This window comes from Desulfovibrio inopinatus DSM 10711, assembly GCF_000429305.1.
Classification (GTDB): Bacteria; Desulfobacterota; Desulfovibrionia; order Desulfovibrionales; family Desulfovibrionaceae; genus Alteridesulfovibrio; species Alteridesulfovibrio inopinatus.
In genome coordinates this window covers 541492-558303 of record NZ_AUBP01000001.1, presented here as the reverse complement: position 1 = coordinate 558303, position 16812 = coordinate 541492, and the positions used below count along the sequence as shown (strand labels likewise).

At 48.8% G+C, this 16812-nt stretch carries 14 protein-coding genes; 8 read left to right on the top strand and 6 right to left on the bottom strand.

The window, feature by feature from the left end; genetic code table 11:
- Window positions 1–177 precede the first annotated feature (177 nt).
- From fliS to G451_RS0102385, 3 genes are all read right to left on the bottom strand, one after another.
- The gene (gene fliS, locus G451_RS33530; protein WP_084448316.1) at window positions 178–1185 is read right to left on the bottom strand and encodes a flagellar export chaperone FliS; all 1008 of its coding nucleotides are present in this window, start codon (window positions 1183–1185) and stop codon (window positions 178–180) included.
- Window positions 1186–1211: 26 nt separating this feature from the next.
- The gene (gene fliD, locus G451_RS0102390) at window positions 1212–2906 is read right to left on the bottom strand and encodes a flagellar filament capping protein FliD (RefSeq protein ID WP_034640190.1); all 1695 of its coding nucleotides are present in this window, start codon (window positions 2904–2906) and stop codon (window positions 1212–1214) included.
- 204 nt (window positions 2907–3110) lie between these two features.
- Window positions 3111–4010: a flagellin N-terminal helical domain-containing protein gene (locus G451_RS0102385; protein WP_027183015.1), complete on the bottom strand. Its 900-nt coding sequence runs from the start codon at window positions 4008–4010 to the stop codon at window positions 3111–3113.
- 257 nt (window positions 4011–4267) lie between these two features.
- Here G451_RS0102385 and G451_RS0102380 point away from each other — a divergent pair, with 257 nt between their 5' ends.
- The gene (locus G451_RS0102380) at window positions 4268–4669 is read left to right on the top strand and encodes a hypothetical protein (protein WP_027183014.1); all 402 of its coding nucleotides are present in this window, start codon (window positions 4268–4270) and stop codon (window positions 4667–4669) included.
- 206 nt (window positions 4670–4875) lie between these two features.
- Here G451_RS0102380 and trmFO read toward each other — a convergent pair whose 3' ends face one another.
- Window positions 4876–6189 carry a methylenetetrahydrofolate--tRNA-(uracil(54)-C(5))-methyltransferase (FADH(2)-oxidizing) TrmFO gene (gene trmFO / locus G451_RS0102375; protein WP_027183013.1) on the bottom strand — a complete coding sequence of 438 codons (1314 nt, stop codon included), beginning with the start codon at window positions 6187–6189 and terminating at the stop codon, window positions 4876–4878.
- A 155-nt stretch (window positions 6190–6344) separates the two neighbouring features.
- Here trmFO and G451_RS0102370 point away from each other — a divergent pair, with 155 nt between their 5' ends.
- The 5 genes from G451_RS0102370 (at window position 6345) to G451_RS27070 (ending at window position 11291) form a co-directional block, all read left to right on the top strand.
- Window positions 6345–7295 (top strand): ABC transporter ATP-binding protein, encoded by a 951-nt coding sequence (locus G451_RS0102370; protein ID WP_027183012.1) that lies wholly within the window; start codon window positions 6345–6347, stop codon window positions 7293–7295.
- Between the two features lie 19 nt (window positions 7296–7314).
- A complete protein-coding gene (locus G451_RS0102365) occupies window positions 7315–7710 on the top strand; it encodes a PAS domain-containing protein (protein WP_027183011.1) in 396 nt (131 codons plus the stop codon).
- Window positions 7711–7712: 2 nt separating this feature from the next.
- Window positions 7713–8561, top strand: a complete 849-nt coding sequence (locus G451_RS27075; RefSeq protein WP_051261045.1) for an ABC transporter ATP-binding protein — start codon at window positions 7713–7715, stop codon at window positions 8559–8561.
- Between the two features lie 72 nt (window positions 8562–8633).
- Window positions 8634–9128, top strand: a complete 495-nt coding sequence (locus G451_RS0102355) for a hypothetical protein (protein WP_034640187.1) — start codon at window positions 8634–8636, stop codon at window positions 9126–9128.
- Between the two features lie 204 nt (window positions 9129–9332).
- Window positions 9333–11291, top strand: a complete 1959-nt coding sequence (locus G451_RS27070) for a methyl-accepting chemotaxis protein (RefSeq protein ID WP_051261044.1) — start codon at window positions 9333–9335, stop codon at window positions 11289–11291.
- A gap of 82 nt (window positions 11292–11373) precedes the next feature.
- On the opposite strand, the gene G451_RS32140 is transcribed toward G451_RS27070, so the two are convergent.
- Complete coding sequence (locus G451_RS32140; RefSeq protein WP_051261043.1) at window positions 11374–12831, bottom strand: J domain-containing protein; 1458 nt, start codon at window positions 12829–12831, stop codon at window positions 11374–11376.
- 405 nt (window positions 12832–13236) lie between these two features.
- Between G451_RS32140 and G451_RS27060 the strand changes: the two genes are divergently transcribed.
- Window positions 13237–15132: a protein-disulfide reductase DsbD family protein gene (locus tag G451_RS27060; protein WP_169727805.1), complete on the top strand. Its 1896-nt coding sequence runs from the start codon at window positions 13237–13239 to the stop codon at window positions 15130–15132.
- 164 nt (window positions 15133–15296) lie between these two features.
- On the opposite strand, the gene G451_RS27055 is transcribed toward G451_RS27060, so the two are convergent.
- Window positions 15297–16244, bottom strand: coding sequence for a D-alanyl-D-alanine carboxypeptidase family protein (locus G451_RS27055; RefSeq protein WP_051261041.1), 948 nt, complete (start codon window positions 16242–16244; stop codon window positions 15297–15299).
- A 195-nt stretch (window positions 16245–16439) separates the two neighbouring features.
- On the opposite strand from G451_RS27055, the gene G451_RS0102330 reads away from it, so the two are divergent.
- Window positions 16440–16805, top strand: coding sequence for a response regulator (locus G451_RS0102330; protein WP_034640455.1), 366 nt, complete (start codon window positions 16440–16442; stop codon window positions 16803–16805).
- Window positions 16806–16812 lie beyond the last annotated feature (7 nt).

Genomic DNA, 16812 nt, shown 5'->3' with positions numbered 1-16812 from the left:
CTGCCATAGATCGTCTGAAATGTTGTGGCGACTCATCTGGATACAATGCTATAACCAATCTCAATGTCTAGGATTTTATTTAGAAACACGCCCTAGTCACTCTAAACACGCGCATAAAAAGCACGCATAAAAAAGGGGGCAAAAGCCCCCTTCATTTACAACGAATTATAGATAAAATTAACTCTGCTTATTGGCTGACGCATAAGCGGCAAACGCTCTTTGCGTTTTTGATGTAGCTTGGTTAGGAATCACTGTGATCGATTCAGCAGCCTCATCTTCCGTGGAAGACGTCTTTGTTGAAAGAGGCTGTTTAGGAGGAACAATCGGCTGCTCTGATGTTGTCGACTTCGGTGGCACCGCTTGAGATGGAGCGCGTTGAGATTGAGACTGCACTGTATTGCCCTGAGGCGAAGAAGCTCGAGGAAAGGCCGCCGGCGTCGGACGGGATAAGCCCAAAGATGGAGAAGCTGACGTTGGCGGAAGAGTTTGCCCCGCCGAAGGCCGCTTATCAAGCCCGAACTTTCCGTAAGTCGACAGGTTTGGCGTCGAGTTTTTGGGCTGGCCGGATGAAATGGTGGTTGCTGGTCCGGCAGGTTTCTTCGTTGCAGGAGCTTCCGACTGTTGGCTTTCCCCAGCTTGTGTTTCTGGTACAGAAGAATCAGCCGACGGTTTTGCAGCAGCTTTGTTTTTCATAGCCTGCGCCTTGAACAAGGACAACAGCGCTCCCTTGGAGGATTCATTGGGATCTTGAGGTGCTGCAGCTGCGGGGTTGGGTTGGATGGGTGGGACACTCGCGTTTGGCATGGCGCCACTTTGCGCTGTTCCTTTATTAATCTGCACGAAGGCGTCATGCAACTCACTTAAAATAGTGATGACTTCATCAATGATGTTGACATCAAGCTTCAGGTTGGCTTGGAGCAGTTTTGTGCTGCAATAAAAATACAGACGACTGAGATTCTCAGCCAAGTCTCCACCTTTTTGCGTATTCAGGCTCCCCTGCAATTCATTGATGACATCAAGCGCCTTGGAAATGCGAATACCTTTCGCGGCATAATCCCGTTCGGCAATTTTTTCCTTTGCCTGCTTGAGAAACTTGATGGCCGCTTCGTACAGCAGAATCAGCAGGTCGCCCTGACTTGTGCTGCTTACTTGAGTTTGAAGGTATGCGGTCGCTGCTTTTTGCATGAAAATACCCCTTGTACGTCATCTCGTTAATCATCAAGCTGGGCGATTTGACTCTTGAGCTGTGACAACAAATCATCGTAATAGCCCAATCTGGAATCAAGGTTCGCAAAACGTTCGCGCAAACGAATTTCCATCGTACTAATACGACGCTCTTCATATTCAATCTTTTTATCGATATTATTCATGATGTCGCCATAATTTTCTTCCAAAATGGCGAGCGGACCATCGTCATCATCGGTCAATACATCAAGTTTATCGACGAGTTCACCGGTCTTCCCTTGCTTGACATACACTTCATGCGAATAGTTTCCCGCATTCAAGTTATTGACCGAAATTTCAAGACCTTTAGAATCACCAGTGTCCGATGTGATGGTATGATTTGTATTGTTAATATACGATGAATCTATACTTTCGCCATTGATAGTAGCGGAGGTAATGTCTCCCGAACCATCCACTGTATACTCAAGCGTATATGTGCCAGGTTCTGTAATTCCATCAATCTTAGACTCATATGTAATATCAGAAGAATTGGTGCTTCCAACACCACTGGCAGAAAACAACAAGGCAACGGCATACGGATCATCATCAAGTGCTTCGTCCAAGGCGTCTTCATCAAGGACAAGCAAGCCCGCATTTGGCGATCCCTCATCAGCCTCTGTCAAAATACCGAGCTGAGACAGGGTACAATATGTATCGTTATCGTAGTCAAATCCGGGGGGCTTATCCGAAACAGCCGTCTTGAGCTGTGTCGCAATGAGCTGAACACCGTAGTTCCCTGTCAGGACGGACCCTTTTTGTGTGGTCTCATCGAATTTCGTCATTGCTTTGATAAGGGTACGAACTTGGTTCACCTGATCAACGAAAGTACGAACATTTTCTTTTACGGCTTCATAGTCGGTCGCAATAGTTATTGTTTCCGTCGAACCTCCAGTATCGCTCTTGAGGTTCAGCGTCAGTCCCGTAATGACATCTGAAATGGTGTTCGTCGAACGCTCAATCCAACCCGCTGCAGGCCAGCCATCAACTCTGAATTGGGCATCTTGGTTGACCTGAGTTTCATCAAACTTCGCGTTGGCGTCGAAATCCGTCACGGTTGTCGTGGCATCAATTGTGATTTCCCCTTCGGCTGCACCCGTATCCATACCACGCAACTGAAGATAGTAACTTGTCCCATCGTACAAAACAGATGCTTTTACACCGGGATTGTCACTATCCGCATTGATAATATCTTTAAGGTCAGTCAGAGAAGAACCGTCGGGAACGGTGAGCGAATAGACCGTTGGATCGCTACCATACGAATACGCAAAGATGAGATCTCCTCCGGTACCATTGATAGAAGAATCCGCTGCAGCAAAGGACGCTTGAGAAACCATAACCGAAGCCTGAGCAATCTGATTGACTTCAATAGTGTGGGTTCCCTCGTCGGCATCAGCGCTAGCCGTCACTGTCAATACTGAAGAGTCTGTAACACTCGCCTCTTTGGTCAGGAATTCACCAACTGTGTCCATTCCTTCGAGACTTGTTTTCATCGTCAACATCTGGGTGTTCAAAGCCTGAAAATACTCGACCTTTGTTTCCCACGACGCCTTCCAGTTTTCCAACGTCGTAACTCGTTGACTCTCCACACTCACCAAACTGGAGATCATAGAGTCAAAATCTGTACCGTTTCCAAGACCGGTAAAGTGGATTGCTCCGGAAGTGGATGTGACGTCTGATACCATGATTCTATCCTTGACGGAATTTTTTGCCGATACAATGGCTCCGCCTAGAACCAAGCAAATACGATGCCAATGAAAACCAAATCAGTCGATTAAATCCTCAATACAACGTGTTATGAAAATTCCTTCTTATTGAAAAAGGCCGGGCCGCAGGGCGGTCCGGCCTCATTCACTATGCAACTCTGGGGTTAAAAGTCTTTTTTGCCATTAGCCCATCAACTGCATGGCCATTCTTGGCAGACTGTTGGCTTGCGAGAGCATGGCGACTGCGGCCTGAGTCAAAATCTGCTGACGCACGAACTCGGTCATTTCCGTAGCAACGTTGACGTCAGAAATCTGCGATTCAGCGGCCTGCAGGTTTTCAGCCTGGATTTCCAGGTTGGTGATGGTGTTTTGCAAGCGGTTCTGCAACGCACCCAGGTTCGCGCGGATATTGTCCTTGGACACGATCGCGTTTTCGATAGCGACCAGAGCCTTCTGAGCAGCTTCCTGCGTGGAGATGGTGTAACCATCCTGCGTAGCACTGATGCTGTTCCCAACACCCAGCGCCGAAGCGGTGGAGTTGTTGATCTGGACGTAGTAGTAGTCTTCCGCCGAGTCGTTCGCAGTACCGAAGTGAATCTTCATCTTGCCGCTGGAACCAGACTTGGTGGCAGCATTACCGCTGTGGGTCGAACCGGACAGGTTACCATTGAGAAGATGAATGCCGTTGAAGTCGGTGGCGTTAGCGATTCGAGTGATTTCCGAAGCCATCGCTTGGTATTCCGAATCGATGATCAGACGCTGGGCAGACGTATAGGTACCCGTGGATGCCTGTTCCGCCAATTCCTTCATACGAATCAACTTTTCGTCGATAACACCGAGCGCGCCGTCAGCCGTCTGAATCATGGAAATAGCGTCGTTGGCGTTACGAACACCCTGGTTCAAGGCGGCAATATCTGACCGCATAAGTTCCCGAACAGCCAAGCCAGCGGCGTCATCAGCCGCGGTGGAGATACGAAGGCCCGAAGACAGACGACGGGTCGACGTAGCAAGAGCACCGTAGGCAGAGTTCAGGTTGCGGTTCGCGTTCATTGCCATAAGGTTGTGATTGATAACGAGAGCCATGGTTTTCCTCCTTGAAGATCATCGGCATCCTTGCCGTATCCACTATGCCAGCAACGATCATCCCAGTGACAATCTTGCTCGGCGAGAGTGATCCCCGAATTGCTTGACAATCTTATCGTCGGCCCCACAGAAAACTTTAGGAGTTTTTTAAAAAAAATTATCTTTAAGAAAAAACATCTTTTTTCAACGTAAAAACATTTTGTTTTCAACCTGTTAACAAAAGACAACTATGAACCACACGTACGGAGGAAACGTCTATGAACTCTATTCCTACTATTTTCTTTTGGACGATGTTCGTGATCCTTTTCTTATTCCAGCCTTCTCACTCGGCTTTCGCTGGTCCGGCTTTGCAGCGAAACGTCACGTTAACACAACCCAATGGCTACTGTTTTGAAGCCAGCGCTCGAGGAGATGAATTCCAACATTTTCTTGAAACACCTCAAGGGTATACGGTACTCATCAATGAAAACACATGGTACTACGCGACGTTAAACGACGACGGACGATTGATCCCTTCCACAATGGCTGTCAGCGCCGAGACGCAAGCCCAAGAACACGACGCGACACTCCCCTTTCCTAAACATCTTCGCTCATCGCTTGAATCTCTCAAACAGCGCACAAGAGGAATGGCCGCCCCCGGAGCGTCCCCAACAGAGTAAACACAAGCGATGCTTCTCCGGCAGAGTTCATGAGAAGAATCCAGCAGCTATGCTTTAATTATTGATGCGTGTCGGAAAATGAAGCAAGACGACGTGGATGTATCACGTTCGGCGAGAACGCAGTATTGGTCAGGAGAAGAGACAGAATACAATGCCATCTTCTTCCCCCCTGCGGAGGGTTCCATAATGCAGGGGGGAAGCAGAGGCTATATAGTCTTATGTTTCCATTCGGCAAAAACGGTCCGGGCACGTTCTCCATACCGTTTTTTTCGGTCGGCTTTCTTAAACCGGCCTTCAAGCTCCGGAAAGAGACCGAACATAACATTCGACGGCTGAAATTTTTTTACTGGGGTACGTAAATGACGAAGTAAGGCTCCCAATGCGGATTCATCCGGAGGAAGTGGAAGGTCACGCCCTTTTGCCTTCCCAGCGAGAAGCAGTCCCAACCATAAACCACAGGCTGCAGATTCGACATACCCTTCAACGCCGGTGATTTGTCCCGCAAGAAAAATATGTGGCGCATTGCGCAACGATAAGTCAGGAGCAAGAACCTGCGGCGCATTCACATAGGTATTGCGGTGAATGCTGCCCAAGCGCTCAAATTCAGCGTGTTCCAGTCCAGGAATAAGACGAAAGACCCGCTCTTGTTCACCGTATTTCAGTTTGGTCTGAAAGCCGACCATGTTCAAAGCCGTCCTTGCAAGATTTTCCGGGCGCAACTGCACAACCGCGTGCGACCGTCGACCTGTTCGAGGGTCGACGAGACCAACGGGTTTGAGAGGACCGAATGTCAGTGTTTTCTCTCCACGCTCCGCCAGGGCTTCAACCGGCATACACCCCTCAAAATGAATTTCTTTTTCAAATTCACGGGGAGCCACTTTCTCCGCTTCCATGAGCGCATCATAAAATCGCTTATATTCTTCGGCACTCATGGGACAGTTCAAATAATCACCGGGTCCGTCTTCATATCGTGAAGCCCAAAACGCGATATCCATATTAATGGATTCTGCGGCAATAATCGGTGCAATGGCATCATAAAAATAAAGGCTATTGCCGCCAATGATCGTCGCCAAGCTCTGTGCCACGTCGTCTGAAGCCAATGGCCCCGCCGCGACAACCACGATATCGAAATCGGCCAGAGCAGGATCATCCAGACCATGAATGTGTTGCCGCTTCAGGGTCACAAGCGGATGGTCTTCGATAATTTGCGTTATCCACGCCGAAAATGCACTTCTGTCCACAGCCAATGCTTTGCCGGCAGGCACTGCGGTTTCACGAGCTGCCCGCATGATGAGACTTCCCAACTCGGTCATTTCCTGTTTCAGGAGACCAACAGCCGATGCATGGTCATCGGAACGGAGCGAATTTGAACAGACCAGCTCTGCCAATCCCTCACTGGTATGCGCTGGAGAAAAGCTCTCGGGCTTCATTTCAAAAAGGACCGTAGCAATACCTTGCTCGGCGAGTGCATAGGCACACTCGCAACCGGCAAGTCCGCCTCCAATAATGGCTATTTGCACGTATTCACCTCAAGTAAGTTTCACGGAATGCACGCGAAGGTTGACCTCGACAGGATAACACGGATACGAGTTTACATTGTCCACCAGGGACACAGGCCATATCGTGAAAATGCAACAGCAACAACCTATTTCCCTGCGTTCGATGTGTATCCACTATGACACAACCACTTCTTTACATCAGCAATCTTCGTTCTTATTTTCACCAAGCGAAAGCTGTCGACGGTGTTGACCTACAAGTGCTGTCTGGAGAAATCATCGGTATTGTCGGAGAATCGGGAAGTGGTAAATCCGTTATGGCTTTGTCTGTCTTAGGTTTGCTCCCCAAGCCAGGAGAAATTGTTTCCGGCCGCATCCTGTTCGAAGGTCACGACCTTGTTACATATACCGAAAGCCAGCTCCAATCCATACGCGGAAGCCGCATCGGTATGGTATTTCAAGAGCCTATGACAGCGCTCAACCCGGTTTTAACGATTGCCGACCAGGTGACGGAGCCCCTTCGACTCCATCGCAAGATGACGCGCAAACATGCCTGGGCAGCCTCGGCGGAGTTACTCCAGGCTGTCGGGCTCAATGAGCCCAACCGCCTTGCCCGACGTTACCCGCACGAGTTGAGCGGAGGCATGAGGCAACGAGTGCTCATTGCCATGGCGCTATCCTGCGATCCGGCACTTGTTATAGCGGACGAACCAACATCGGCACTTGATGCAATCATTGCGAACACGGTTCTCAAACGATTACTGGACACGTCGCAAGACCATGGGGCAGCGGTCATGTTTATTACACACGATTTGCGACTTGCAGCCCGGAGCTGCAAGAGCATAACCGTCATGTATGCAGGCAGTGTTATGGAAACAAGTCGAGGGCGCGATATATTAACGTCCCCAGCCCATCCTTATACAGAAGGTCTTGTCGGATCGCTTCCGCGCGCGGATCGATCAGCGCCACTGCGTCCCATTACAGGTTCGGCCCCAAGCCCATCGGCCTTACCCGAGGGCTGTCCATTCCACCCTCGGTGCCCACGAGTTTTCGAACCGTGTTTCCGAGAAAAGCCCCCGCTTTTTCATGCCGGACCATCGCGTACTGCTCGGTGCTGGCTCTATGCATAAGCGGTACTCCGAGAGAACTATGGAAAATCTCCTCAAAGAATATCAACACTTGCTATTCGACAAAGCAACAGGATTCTCCATTACGTTACGATACTCGGGAAGCCTGAAACGTCAGTTGATTTTCTGTAATCAAACATATGCAGATATGGCTGGACGCTCACGTGAAGACCTGCTCTCCACTGGCGATATGCGTATGTTTCAAACGCATGAGCATACTCACGCCCAGTCTCTGCAAATGCAAACAGAAATAGAGAACTTATCTCCATTTACCGGGGCGTTTGCCTGGGTCCATCCAGAAGGAGAGCTCGTTTTCATCGAATACATGGCGCTGCCTGTGTGGTATCGAGGACGACTCTTTGTCATTGGTATTGATCGATATATGCATGCACCTAAACATCGAGTCAGTTATCATTAACAATGGCATCAAACATTACACTTTCTCATGAAAATCCGCGGTTTCCTTCCGTCGACATCCACAACGTCAGCCAAAGGTTCATTCATTCCTCGACGTTTGCCAAACAAGCACGCTCTTCACAGGTTCTCAACCAGGTCTGCCTCCACATCGAAGGTGGAAGCTGTCTTGGATTGGTAGGAGAGTCGGGATCGGGAAAATCGACACTCGCACGCATTGTTGTTGGGCTCCTCCAACCGACTGAAGGAAAGGTTTTTATCGATGACCAACTGTTTTCTTCTCCGGATACTCCCGCACGAGCCGGTGGAAACGGTACGATTCAAATGGTGTTTCAAGACCCATTTTCTTCCCTCTCTCCACGAAAAACCGTGGCATGGTCGTTAACGGAAGGACTTGATCTTGCACGTCGTCTTTCTCGAAGACAACGCCAAGAGGAAGCGGCAAGACTCTTGGAAATGGTCGGACTTGATCCCCGAAGCGGATCGAGGTATCCGCACGAGTTTTCGGGGGGACAACGCCAACGTATTGCTCTTGCCCGAGCTTTGGCATCAGATCCCAAAGTACTTGTGCTCGACGAACCAGTTTCCGCTCTTGATGTCTCGGTTCAAGCACAAGTTCTGTACTTATTGTCGACGCTGACGGTGCAACACAAACCTACCATGCTTTTTATTTCACATGACCTCTCCGTTGTTGCATCTCTTGCCGATAATATTGCGGTTATTCACCAGGGACGTATCGTTGAAATCGGTCCCGTCGATACGGTACTTACAACGCCACGTCATCCATACACGAAAGAACTTGTTCGCGCGTGCTTGATGACGGAACTTGACGAAAGCCCCTTGATCCAGGCATGACCACGGCTTGCCCCGTATGGCGGCAAGTCTCAACACATTTTGAATATCTGCTGAAACAACAAGGAATGTATTATGAACTCCAGCATTGAAAATGCCGCCAAAGATATTGCCGAAATATTCTCGTTTGAACACTGGCTCAGATTTTACTTCGCTGTGGAAAAAGACGATAAACTTTACGTCGAAGTCCCTGAAGAAGTAATTGAAGCCGTTACCACCAAGCATCCGAATTTGGCGCAACTTGCACGAGAAGTGAACGGCAAACCCACTGACTACCAATCCTCGCAACAAAATGTATGCGCCTATGTCTTTCAAGCACTCGAAGGGGACACCTATCGTTATGACACGATCACGGATGCCTTCGATAGCCAAGACTTCAAGATTGATATGTACGTTTTCTCGCTATGGATTAAAGGCCACGAAAACTACCTCGACGAAAAACGACTCGATTTTGACGATTGGCAATATCATTTCGAACAGTGGAAAGCCATGGAACAAGTGCAGAATTACATTATTAAACTCAAAGGTTCCAAAGAAGCCGAAAAAATTTCTTCCTGCCAAACGCAATAAGGCTTCGACCTTCATCCACGTATCAAGCGCGCTTCGGCGCGCTTTTTTTGTTTTGAGTTTTATCCAATACTTAGAATATACAACGGATGCACTATACTGCAGCATCTACCATATTCATCCATAAACAATATCAACAATCATTGCCTATTTATTCTATATCGAATACAGTCTTGACTCCTTTAACAGCCTCACAAAGGAGTAGCAGTGAGTAATTTTCGTCTTCGCACAAAACTCATTGGTGGATTTCTCATTACAGCCGTTATCACGCTCAGCGTTGGAATTGTCAGCCTCGGAGGGATGTCTTCTCTCAAAGAGCACATTCTTTCTCTTGGAAAGGTTTCACTTCCTGCAGTTGATAACCTTCAATTAATGAACTTCGAGACACAAACGAGTAAATCCGCGATACGAACATTACTCGCCCCAGGTATGTCGATTGAAATGCGTCAAAGGCAATATGAACACATTTCTCAATCCAAAGAAGAAACAGCGCTGGCATTACAACGATTTCGTAATATTGGTCATTTCGAAGCTGAACAGCGCGAGATAGACCAACTTCAAATATCGTGGGATGCATGGCAGTCAGAGATAGTCAAGGCGGTGAATATCTCAAAAGCGCTCGACAAGACCGATATTCTCAACCCACAACAATTACGAACAGAACTACAGACTTTTCGTGGTGACCATTACAAAGTTGCGTCACAAATAGCCGAAATGCTTCTTCTTGATACACCATTCGACGGCGGTACCGATTCAACAAAGTGTAATTTTGGAAAGTGGATGAACAGTCAGCGCTACGACAATCCACGTATCCAGGAAACGCTCGTCAAACTCAGACCCTACCATGAGGCTTTCCACGACAACGTCAAGCGCATCAAAGAGTTGTTTGAGACCAACCAAAAAGAGATGGCCCGCCACATTTATATTGAAAAACTCCTCCCAGCGATGAATGAAACGTTTGCGCTGTTCCGCGTTTTGCGTACTGAAGCTGACATGGCCGAATCTTTGTATAAAGACATCGCGGCAATCGCCATGGGGTCAGCCTTGGAACAGGAACGCAACACGATTGAAAAAATCCAAGGACTCATTTCAGCAGCCCGCTCTGAGTCGGAAACAGCGATGTCTTTAGCTGAAAGCGAAGCACAGCGCGCCATGTCTATGACCATCGGAGGTATGGCCTTAGGAACCATCTTTGCCATTCTTTTGGGAGTTATTATCTCACGGGTTATTACCCGTCCCATATTACGGGGTGTCGAGGTTTCCACGGCGCTGGCCAAAGGCGATCTCAATCAGACGATTAAAGCGACATCGCACGATGAAACCGGTACACTGGCCACATCCTTGCAGAAAATGATCCTCAAACTCCGTGGTGTGGTCGGTGAAGTAAAAGCCGCAGGTGAGAACGTCAATTCGGGGAGCCAAGAGCTTTCGGCAGCCGCCATATCGCTTTCACAGGGAGCGAGCCAACAAGCAGCCAGTATTGAAGAAATCTCATCATCTATGGAAGAAATGGCGGCGAATATCGAACAGAATGCAGAGAACTCCAAACAAACCGAAAAGCTTGCCATAAAAGTTGCCGACGATGCGACATCAAGTGGTGAGGCCGTCCTCCGTACAGTCAAAGCTATGAAAGACATTGCGGAAAAAACGTCCATCATTGAGGAAATCGCCCGCCAGACTAACCTGTTGGCGCTCAACGCCGCCATTGAAGCCGCTCGTGCTGGCGAGCACGGCAAAGGCTTCGCCGTGGTGGCCGCAGAAGTGCGTAAGCTGGCTGAACGCAGTGGTACAGCAGCGGCTCAAATCAATGAATTGTCAGCATCAAGTGTGATTGTTGCAGAGAATGCCGGAACAATGCTGTCTCAAATCGTTCCAGATATCAAACGAACAGCCGAACTGATCCAGGAAATTTCTTCTGCAAGCGCGGAGCAGAATAGCGGAGCCGCCCAAGTCAACAAGGCGATACAACTTCTTGACCAAATTATTCAAAAGAACGCCTCCGCGGCAGAGGAAATGAGTTCCACGGCTGAAGAGTTATCCAGCCAGGCCGAACAACTTCAGTCGACGATGGCGTTTTTCCGTCTGGATACCGCCCCTAATATGCTCTCTCCAAAATCCCTTGGTACTTCGATCCCTCAAGACGATGACGGTTTTCAACGTTATTAGCTGGTTCGCATCGCCTCCAAATACAAAAGAGCATGAGGACAAATACCTCCTGCTCTTTTTTCCCTGATTCTTCAGAGGGCGTTTAGGCTGCCCATGCGGCTTGGGCCGCATTTTTTCCAGCACAAAAACGCATCAACATTTCATAAGCCAAATTGACGGTTTTCATCATTTCTTCATCACCGCCAAGATCAGGATGATGCCGCCTAGCCTGTTGTCTATAGGCAGATTTGATTTCACCCGGAGAAGACGGACATGCCAAGCACAGCACTTCGTATGCACTCTTAAGTGTCATTTTCCCGGATGCGGCTTCTGCATGGTGGGAATAGGATTGTGATCGGCGTTGATCCGAATGGGTCTGCTGGCGATTATGGGATGAAGATCGCGACGTCTTTTCATGGGTCTTTGAACGATTGAAACCGGATGTCGACTCCTGCTTCTCACGCCGGGCGCGTTCATCCGCACGAGATCGAAAGCGAAACGATGAAGCTTTCTGTGAGCCTGACGATGTCGCGCCACTCTGTTGGCGAGTGCGTTCTTGGCGAGACGTGTCTTCATTTTTCGACTTTGAATAAAAACGGCTTTGCGTCTTTTTATCATCATTGGTACGCCACGTTTGGCGCTTCTTTTCATCCGAAGTTTCGTGAGACTGTGTATACATGGTCCGACGCTTGTATTGAGTATGCTCAGAGGCACCTGCAGAGGATCGAGACGTCCTTGCCCCGTTTGTTGATCCAGACGCTCCAGCGCGCGAATGCGTCTTCTGGGATTGTTCAGCGTTGGATTGCGCCTGATGTTGTGTGCGATCTTTCCACGTCGATTCCGCACGCGAACTCTTCGTTTCCGCACGCGAACTCTTCGTTTCCGCACGCGAACTCTTCGTTTCCGCACGATACGTCGTTTCTCGGCCACTACTTCGTGAATTCGGCCCAGATGTGGCTTCGGCCGAAGAACGTTCTTGAAATTTTGTATTCTTCTTTGAGCTTTCCGACGTAGATTCGGATTTTTTCCCAGACGCCTGCGTATTTGAAAATGATTCGCGCTGTTCTCTCTGAAAATCGCGTTCCGTGGAACGTTTCCTTGCTCCCGTCTCGGTGCGGGGTTTTCCCGTGTTGTTATTTTTTTCCTGTCTGGTGGTATCGTTGTAAAAAAACGATGAAGAGGTGCGGGTTTCACGTTTCCCGGAATGTGATGAAAACCCGGCTCGAGTTTTATTCTCGCCCGGTCTGCATGTAGTCCGACGCCTGGAAGATTGGGTGTCTCCGAATCGACACCCAGTTCGTCCCGCTTCGGCACTCGATTGTCGACGAGTGCGCGTCTCACGAAAACTGGACGCTGAGCGTCCGGCTGATGCATGGCCGGCTTCGGAATTCCATGCTCCGGCATATTGTCCAGTGCGCTTCACATTATGAAGAACGGTTTGCAGATCCGCCAGAATAAGGCGCAACCGTTCCCGAGTGGAAACGAGTTGCTCCTCCAATCCACGCCAATCGAACTGTTCAAACGATTGGCTGGAGCGGCGTGTGGAATGTCGGCCCTGCATGGGTTCCCCATTTTTTCAACATTGCGCTTCAAGTTGCTTTCGAAGAAAGTTTACTCAAAACACTGATGGTTACTATAGTCATGCCTCATACGGTACGGCTACGCAAGTGCTTTTCTTGCGAACACAGCTAGCTGTCTCGACATATTTTCGCTATACTCGTCTTGCCTGTGGGCAGTTCCGTGCGTTATGTGCAAGACGGCATTTTTTGCCACTTTTTAGAGCAGCAAGGAATATACCAGAGGGTACTCTGCCCTTGTTATGACATCATAACAAAATCATGACATTTTTCTCGAAACCGAGGCTCCTCGGTGCACATTTGCGATATTCCCCCTCTTGCAAAAGAGGGATCGTATCTGACTTATGAGCATCGTCAACACCATGAGACTTTTGCAGCAAGGACACATCATGGGAACACCCCGCCCACGAACCGTCACCTCCACCGTCATTCGATTCATTTTTTTTCTGAGCGTTGTAATCTTTACTCTTAGCCCATTGCGAAGCGATGCACAAACTTCGGTCTCCCTGTCTCTCGGTGTCTTTCAGCAGGAGGATGGGGCGAAAAACCGTGACACTCCCAGCATGCTTGTCGGAATTTTGACACTTTCCCCTCATACGGGGTGGCATGCCTACGGTCCAGGGGAATTGCCCACAGGGCAACCCACCACGGTTACCTTTACACTTGAACCGGAAAAGACTGAACTTGTTTCACTCTACCCTGAACCAGAACTCGAACCGGATCTGTTTGATAAAGACACGGTTGTTCCCGTGTACAATGATACAACGCCAATCTTCGTCAAACTCCCTGCCGGTCTGGTTCCCCCTTTCACACTCACCGCAAACGCATCCATGCTCATGTGCTCCAGTACGAGTTGCTGGCCTGTTCACAAGACGCTGCGCTTCACCGCGACACAAGATACCGTCTTCCCGAAGTTAGCCGACACGGGATTCTCAACACTCCTCGCTTCTCTTCAGAACAATCCCCCCTCAGTGGCCCCAACACCAACAACGCCAGACAATATCAAGACGCCCACGACACCGAAGCAAACGGACAGTACGCTTCCAACGGAAAACCAATTTGAGCCACGCTACGCCACTCCCGACTTTGAAGTGTCCAGTTTGCTTAAAGCATTACCCCTGGCGTTTCTTGCCGGGCTCATTCTCAATCTTATGCCATGTGTCTTGCCGGTCATGAGTCTCAAATTGACCGGCCTCCTCTCGGCATGCTCTCGAAATAGTGCCATGGAACGTGCGAGAATTTTACGCCAACACAACACCATGTTTTCCCTTGGGATCATTGTCTATTTTATCATTCTCAGTGTTATTTTCGGCGCTCTCGGTCTGGCATGGGGAGGACTCTTTCAAAATCAAACCGTCATTATTGCGGCCTCCGCTATCATCTTTCTCCTCGCATTGAGCCTTTTCGATATCTACCATTTACCGATCTTATCGTTGAGGATGACGAAAACCAATGAGACGAGTCCTCACGGTGCTTTTTTTACAGGGATTCTTGCCACACTCTTAGCAACTCCATGCAGCGGACCTTTTTTAGGTGGCGTTCTTGCTTGGACTTTACTGCAACCCACCGTCGTTATCATGGCGGTATTTTTCACCATCGGCATCGGTATGGCATTTCCATATCTCTTGTTGGCGTTACGCCCTGAAGCGATGCGATTTTTTCCCAATCCCGGTCCCTGGATGATTCACCTCGAACGACTCGTCGGCTTTGTTCTTGTTGCCACGAGCCTCTATTTTTTGGCCATGCTTGAAACGCGATTGGTTTTCCCTACGTTGATCTTGCTTTGGCTTGTGGCTGCTGCGGCCTACATTTGGGGGAAATTAACATCACTCTCGCAACCTCCTTCCCGACGACTTGCTTTGCGTCTTGTGGCAGTATTTATTGTTGTATTCGGTGCTGTGCTGCTCTTTCGCGGCGAAGACGAGCCTTCCCGCTGGGTCGACTATACGCCAGCGACCTTCACAGACCGACTCTGTAAAGAAAATATTGTTCTCGATTTTACAGCCGAATGGTGCCCCACTTGCAAATTACTCGAAAAAACCGTGTTTACCCCGGACAACATTGATACGTGGAGCGATCGCTTCGACGCCACCTTCATCAAGGTCGATTTGACTCGCAATGACGAACATACCATGAAGCTCCTCAATTCACTCGGAAGTCAAAGTATTCCCTTGGTCGCCCTGTTTCCTCGGGAAACAAACTGCCAAACTCCAATGGTGTTGCGGGATATGTTTACATCCGGACAGATTACGTCACTGATGGAAACGACATTCCAGCAAGAATAGTATAAAAACCAGTGTGTTCGAGGCGAGAAAGACTTCGAAAGATTACAGAGCTTGCGGGATAGAAACAGAAAAAGAAGAGCACCGCTCAATACACGCAGTGCTCTTCTTTAAAAAGCATAAATCGTTTAGTCTCTATGAAGACATCACGGGGGGAGATCTTCACATTATTGAGAGTCCTTCCCATTATCTGCAAAACCGGCTTCAAGCAAAGCCCGCGTCTCACGTGCCCGAATGGCAGCTGAGTGGGCTCCCATAACCACAGCAACAAGCCGACGGCCGTGCCGCTCGGCCGTAGCGACAATATTAAATCCTGAAGATGCAACAAATCCGGTCTTAAGCCCGTCCACACCGTCGCAGGTTCCAATAAGTTTATTGCTATTCTTTTTTACAACAGAATCTCGCATATACACAGGTTGTGAATGCAACGCGAGTGAGCGCGGAAAATGGCTCAAGTAAGCACTGGCCAAAACCAGCATGTCCCGCGCTGTCGTGTACTGTCGCTTATTGGGCAACCCGTTAGGGTTGGCAAAATGACTCTGTGTCATCCCCAAAGCCTGTGCTTTGTCATTCATCAATTTGACAAACTCGGATGTATCTCCGTGTCCCAGGTTTTCAGCCACAACCACACACCCATCATTGGCTGAAGCAATGGCGATTCCTTTAACAACTTCCAATAAGCTCACGGTGTTTCCGGTTCGTACATCCATACTTGATCCACCAGTTCTGTCTGCCTTGGCACTAATGCGCAATTCCTCTTCAGGAGAGACTTCACCGTCTTTGACCGCTTCATACACCAAATACAACGTTAATAGTTTGGTGAGCGATGCTGGTGCGATACGTTTATCAGCCTCCTGTTCGTACAACACTACGCTGTTTGTCATATCGTATAAAATTGCAGACTTCACATGTAACGGAAATACATCTTTGCGATGCACTGCCGACACAGCCTCCTGCGGAGGCTTGGAAATATCCAGATACCTCGGCAATTGCGTCGAGCAGGCGATCTCACCCGATATAACCCCATGCACCAGCACAAACGCGATGAGAAAGAATTTCCCAAGATGATTCAAAATATCGACGAAATACAAACGCCACGACCTGGAATCATTCATAAAAAACGTTCACCTCTCTGCATTGTCATTGCATCTTCCAACAATTCATGGTCAACACATTAAACTGTACGAAATAAAAAATGCATTCAAAACAGCTTACAGTTTTCTTTTGCGCAATTTTACGCTATGGACTTTTCTACTATAGGCTCCATGAAAGTCATTTCGTCACCGCACACACCACGGGATATTGGGGACATGCCTACAAAATGCATCATGACGGTGGATGACTCAATCACAGTCCGCCAAATGGTCTCAAACGCACTTCGCGAAGCTGGCTATGAGGTCATCGAAGCCGTTGACGGAAGCGACGCCCTTACCAAGCTGGTTGAAGATATCGCACTCGTCCTTTGCGACGTCAATATGCCTATGATGGACGGCTTGACGCTGGTCAAACATATCCGCGCAGACAAGCGGTATCAGTATATACCCATCGTGATGTTGACCACCGAAACGCAAGCGGATCGAAGAAAACTCGGTAAAGAAGTGGGGGCGACGGGTTGGATAGTCAAGCCGTTTACAGCAGAAAAACTCGTGGCTGTTGTCCGCAAATTTGTTAAATAACTCCCTC

Coding starts and splice junctions, on each gene's coding strand:
- G451_RS0102385 (WP_027183015.1), bottom strand. CDS start 4,010: ATGGCTCTCGTTATCAATCACAACCTTATGGCAATGAACGCGAACCGC.
- G451_RS0102380 (WP_027183014.1), top strand. CDS start 4,268: ATGAACTCTATTCCTACTATTTTCTTTTGGACGATGTTCGTGATCCTT.
- fliD (WP_034640190.1), bottom strand. CDS start 2,906: ATGGTATCAGACGTCACATCCACTTCCGGAGCAATCCACTTTACCGGT.
- G451_RS27055 (WP_051261041.1), bottom strand. CDS start 16,244: ATGAATGATTCCAGGTCGTGGCGTTTGTATTTCGTCGATATTTTGAAT.
- G451_RS0102355 (WP_034640187.1), top strand. CDS start 8,634: ATGAACTCCAGCATTGAAAATGCCGCCAAAGATATTGCCGAAATATTC.
- G451_RS32140 (WP_051261043.1), bottom strand. CDS start 12,831: ATGCAGGGCCGACATTCCACACGCCGCTCCAGCCAATCGTTTGAACAG.
- G451_RS27075 (WP_051261045.1), top strand. CDS start 7,713: ATGGCATCAAACATTACACTTTCTCATGAAAATCCGCGGTTTCCTTCC.
- G451_RS0102365 (WP_027183011.1), top strand. CDS start 7,315: ATGGAAAATCTCCTCAAAGAATATCAACACTTGCTATTCGACAAAGCA.
- G451_RS27060 (WP_169727805.1), top strand. CDS start 13,237: ATGGGAACACCCCGCCCACGAACCGTCACCTCCACCGTCATTCGATTC.
- G451_RS0102370 (WP_027183012.1), top strand. CDS start 6,345: ATGACACAACCACTTCTTTACATCAGCAATCTTCGTTCTTATTTTCAC.
- G451_RS0102330 (WP_034640455.1), top strand. CDS start 16,440: ATGCCTACAAAATGCATCATGACGGTGGATGACTCAATCACAGTCCGC.
- fliS (WP_084448316.1), bottom strand. CDS start 1,185: ATGCAAAAAGCAGCGACCGCATACCTTCAAACTCAAGTAAGCAGCACA.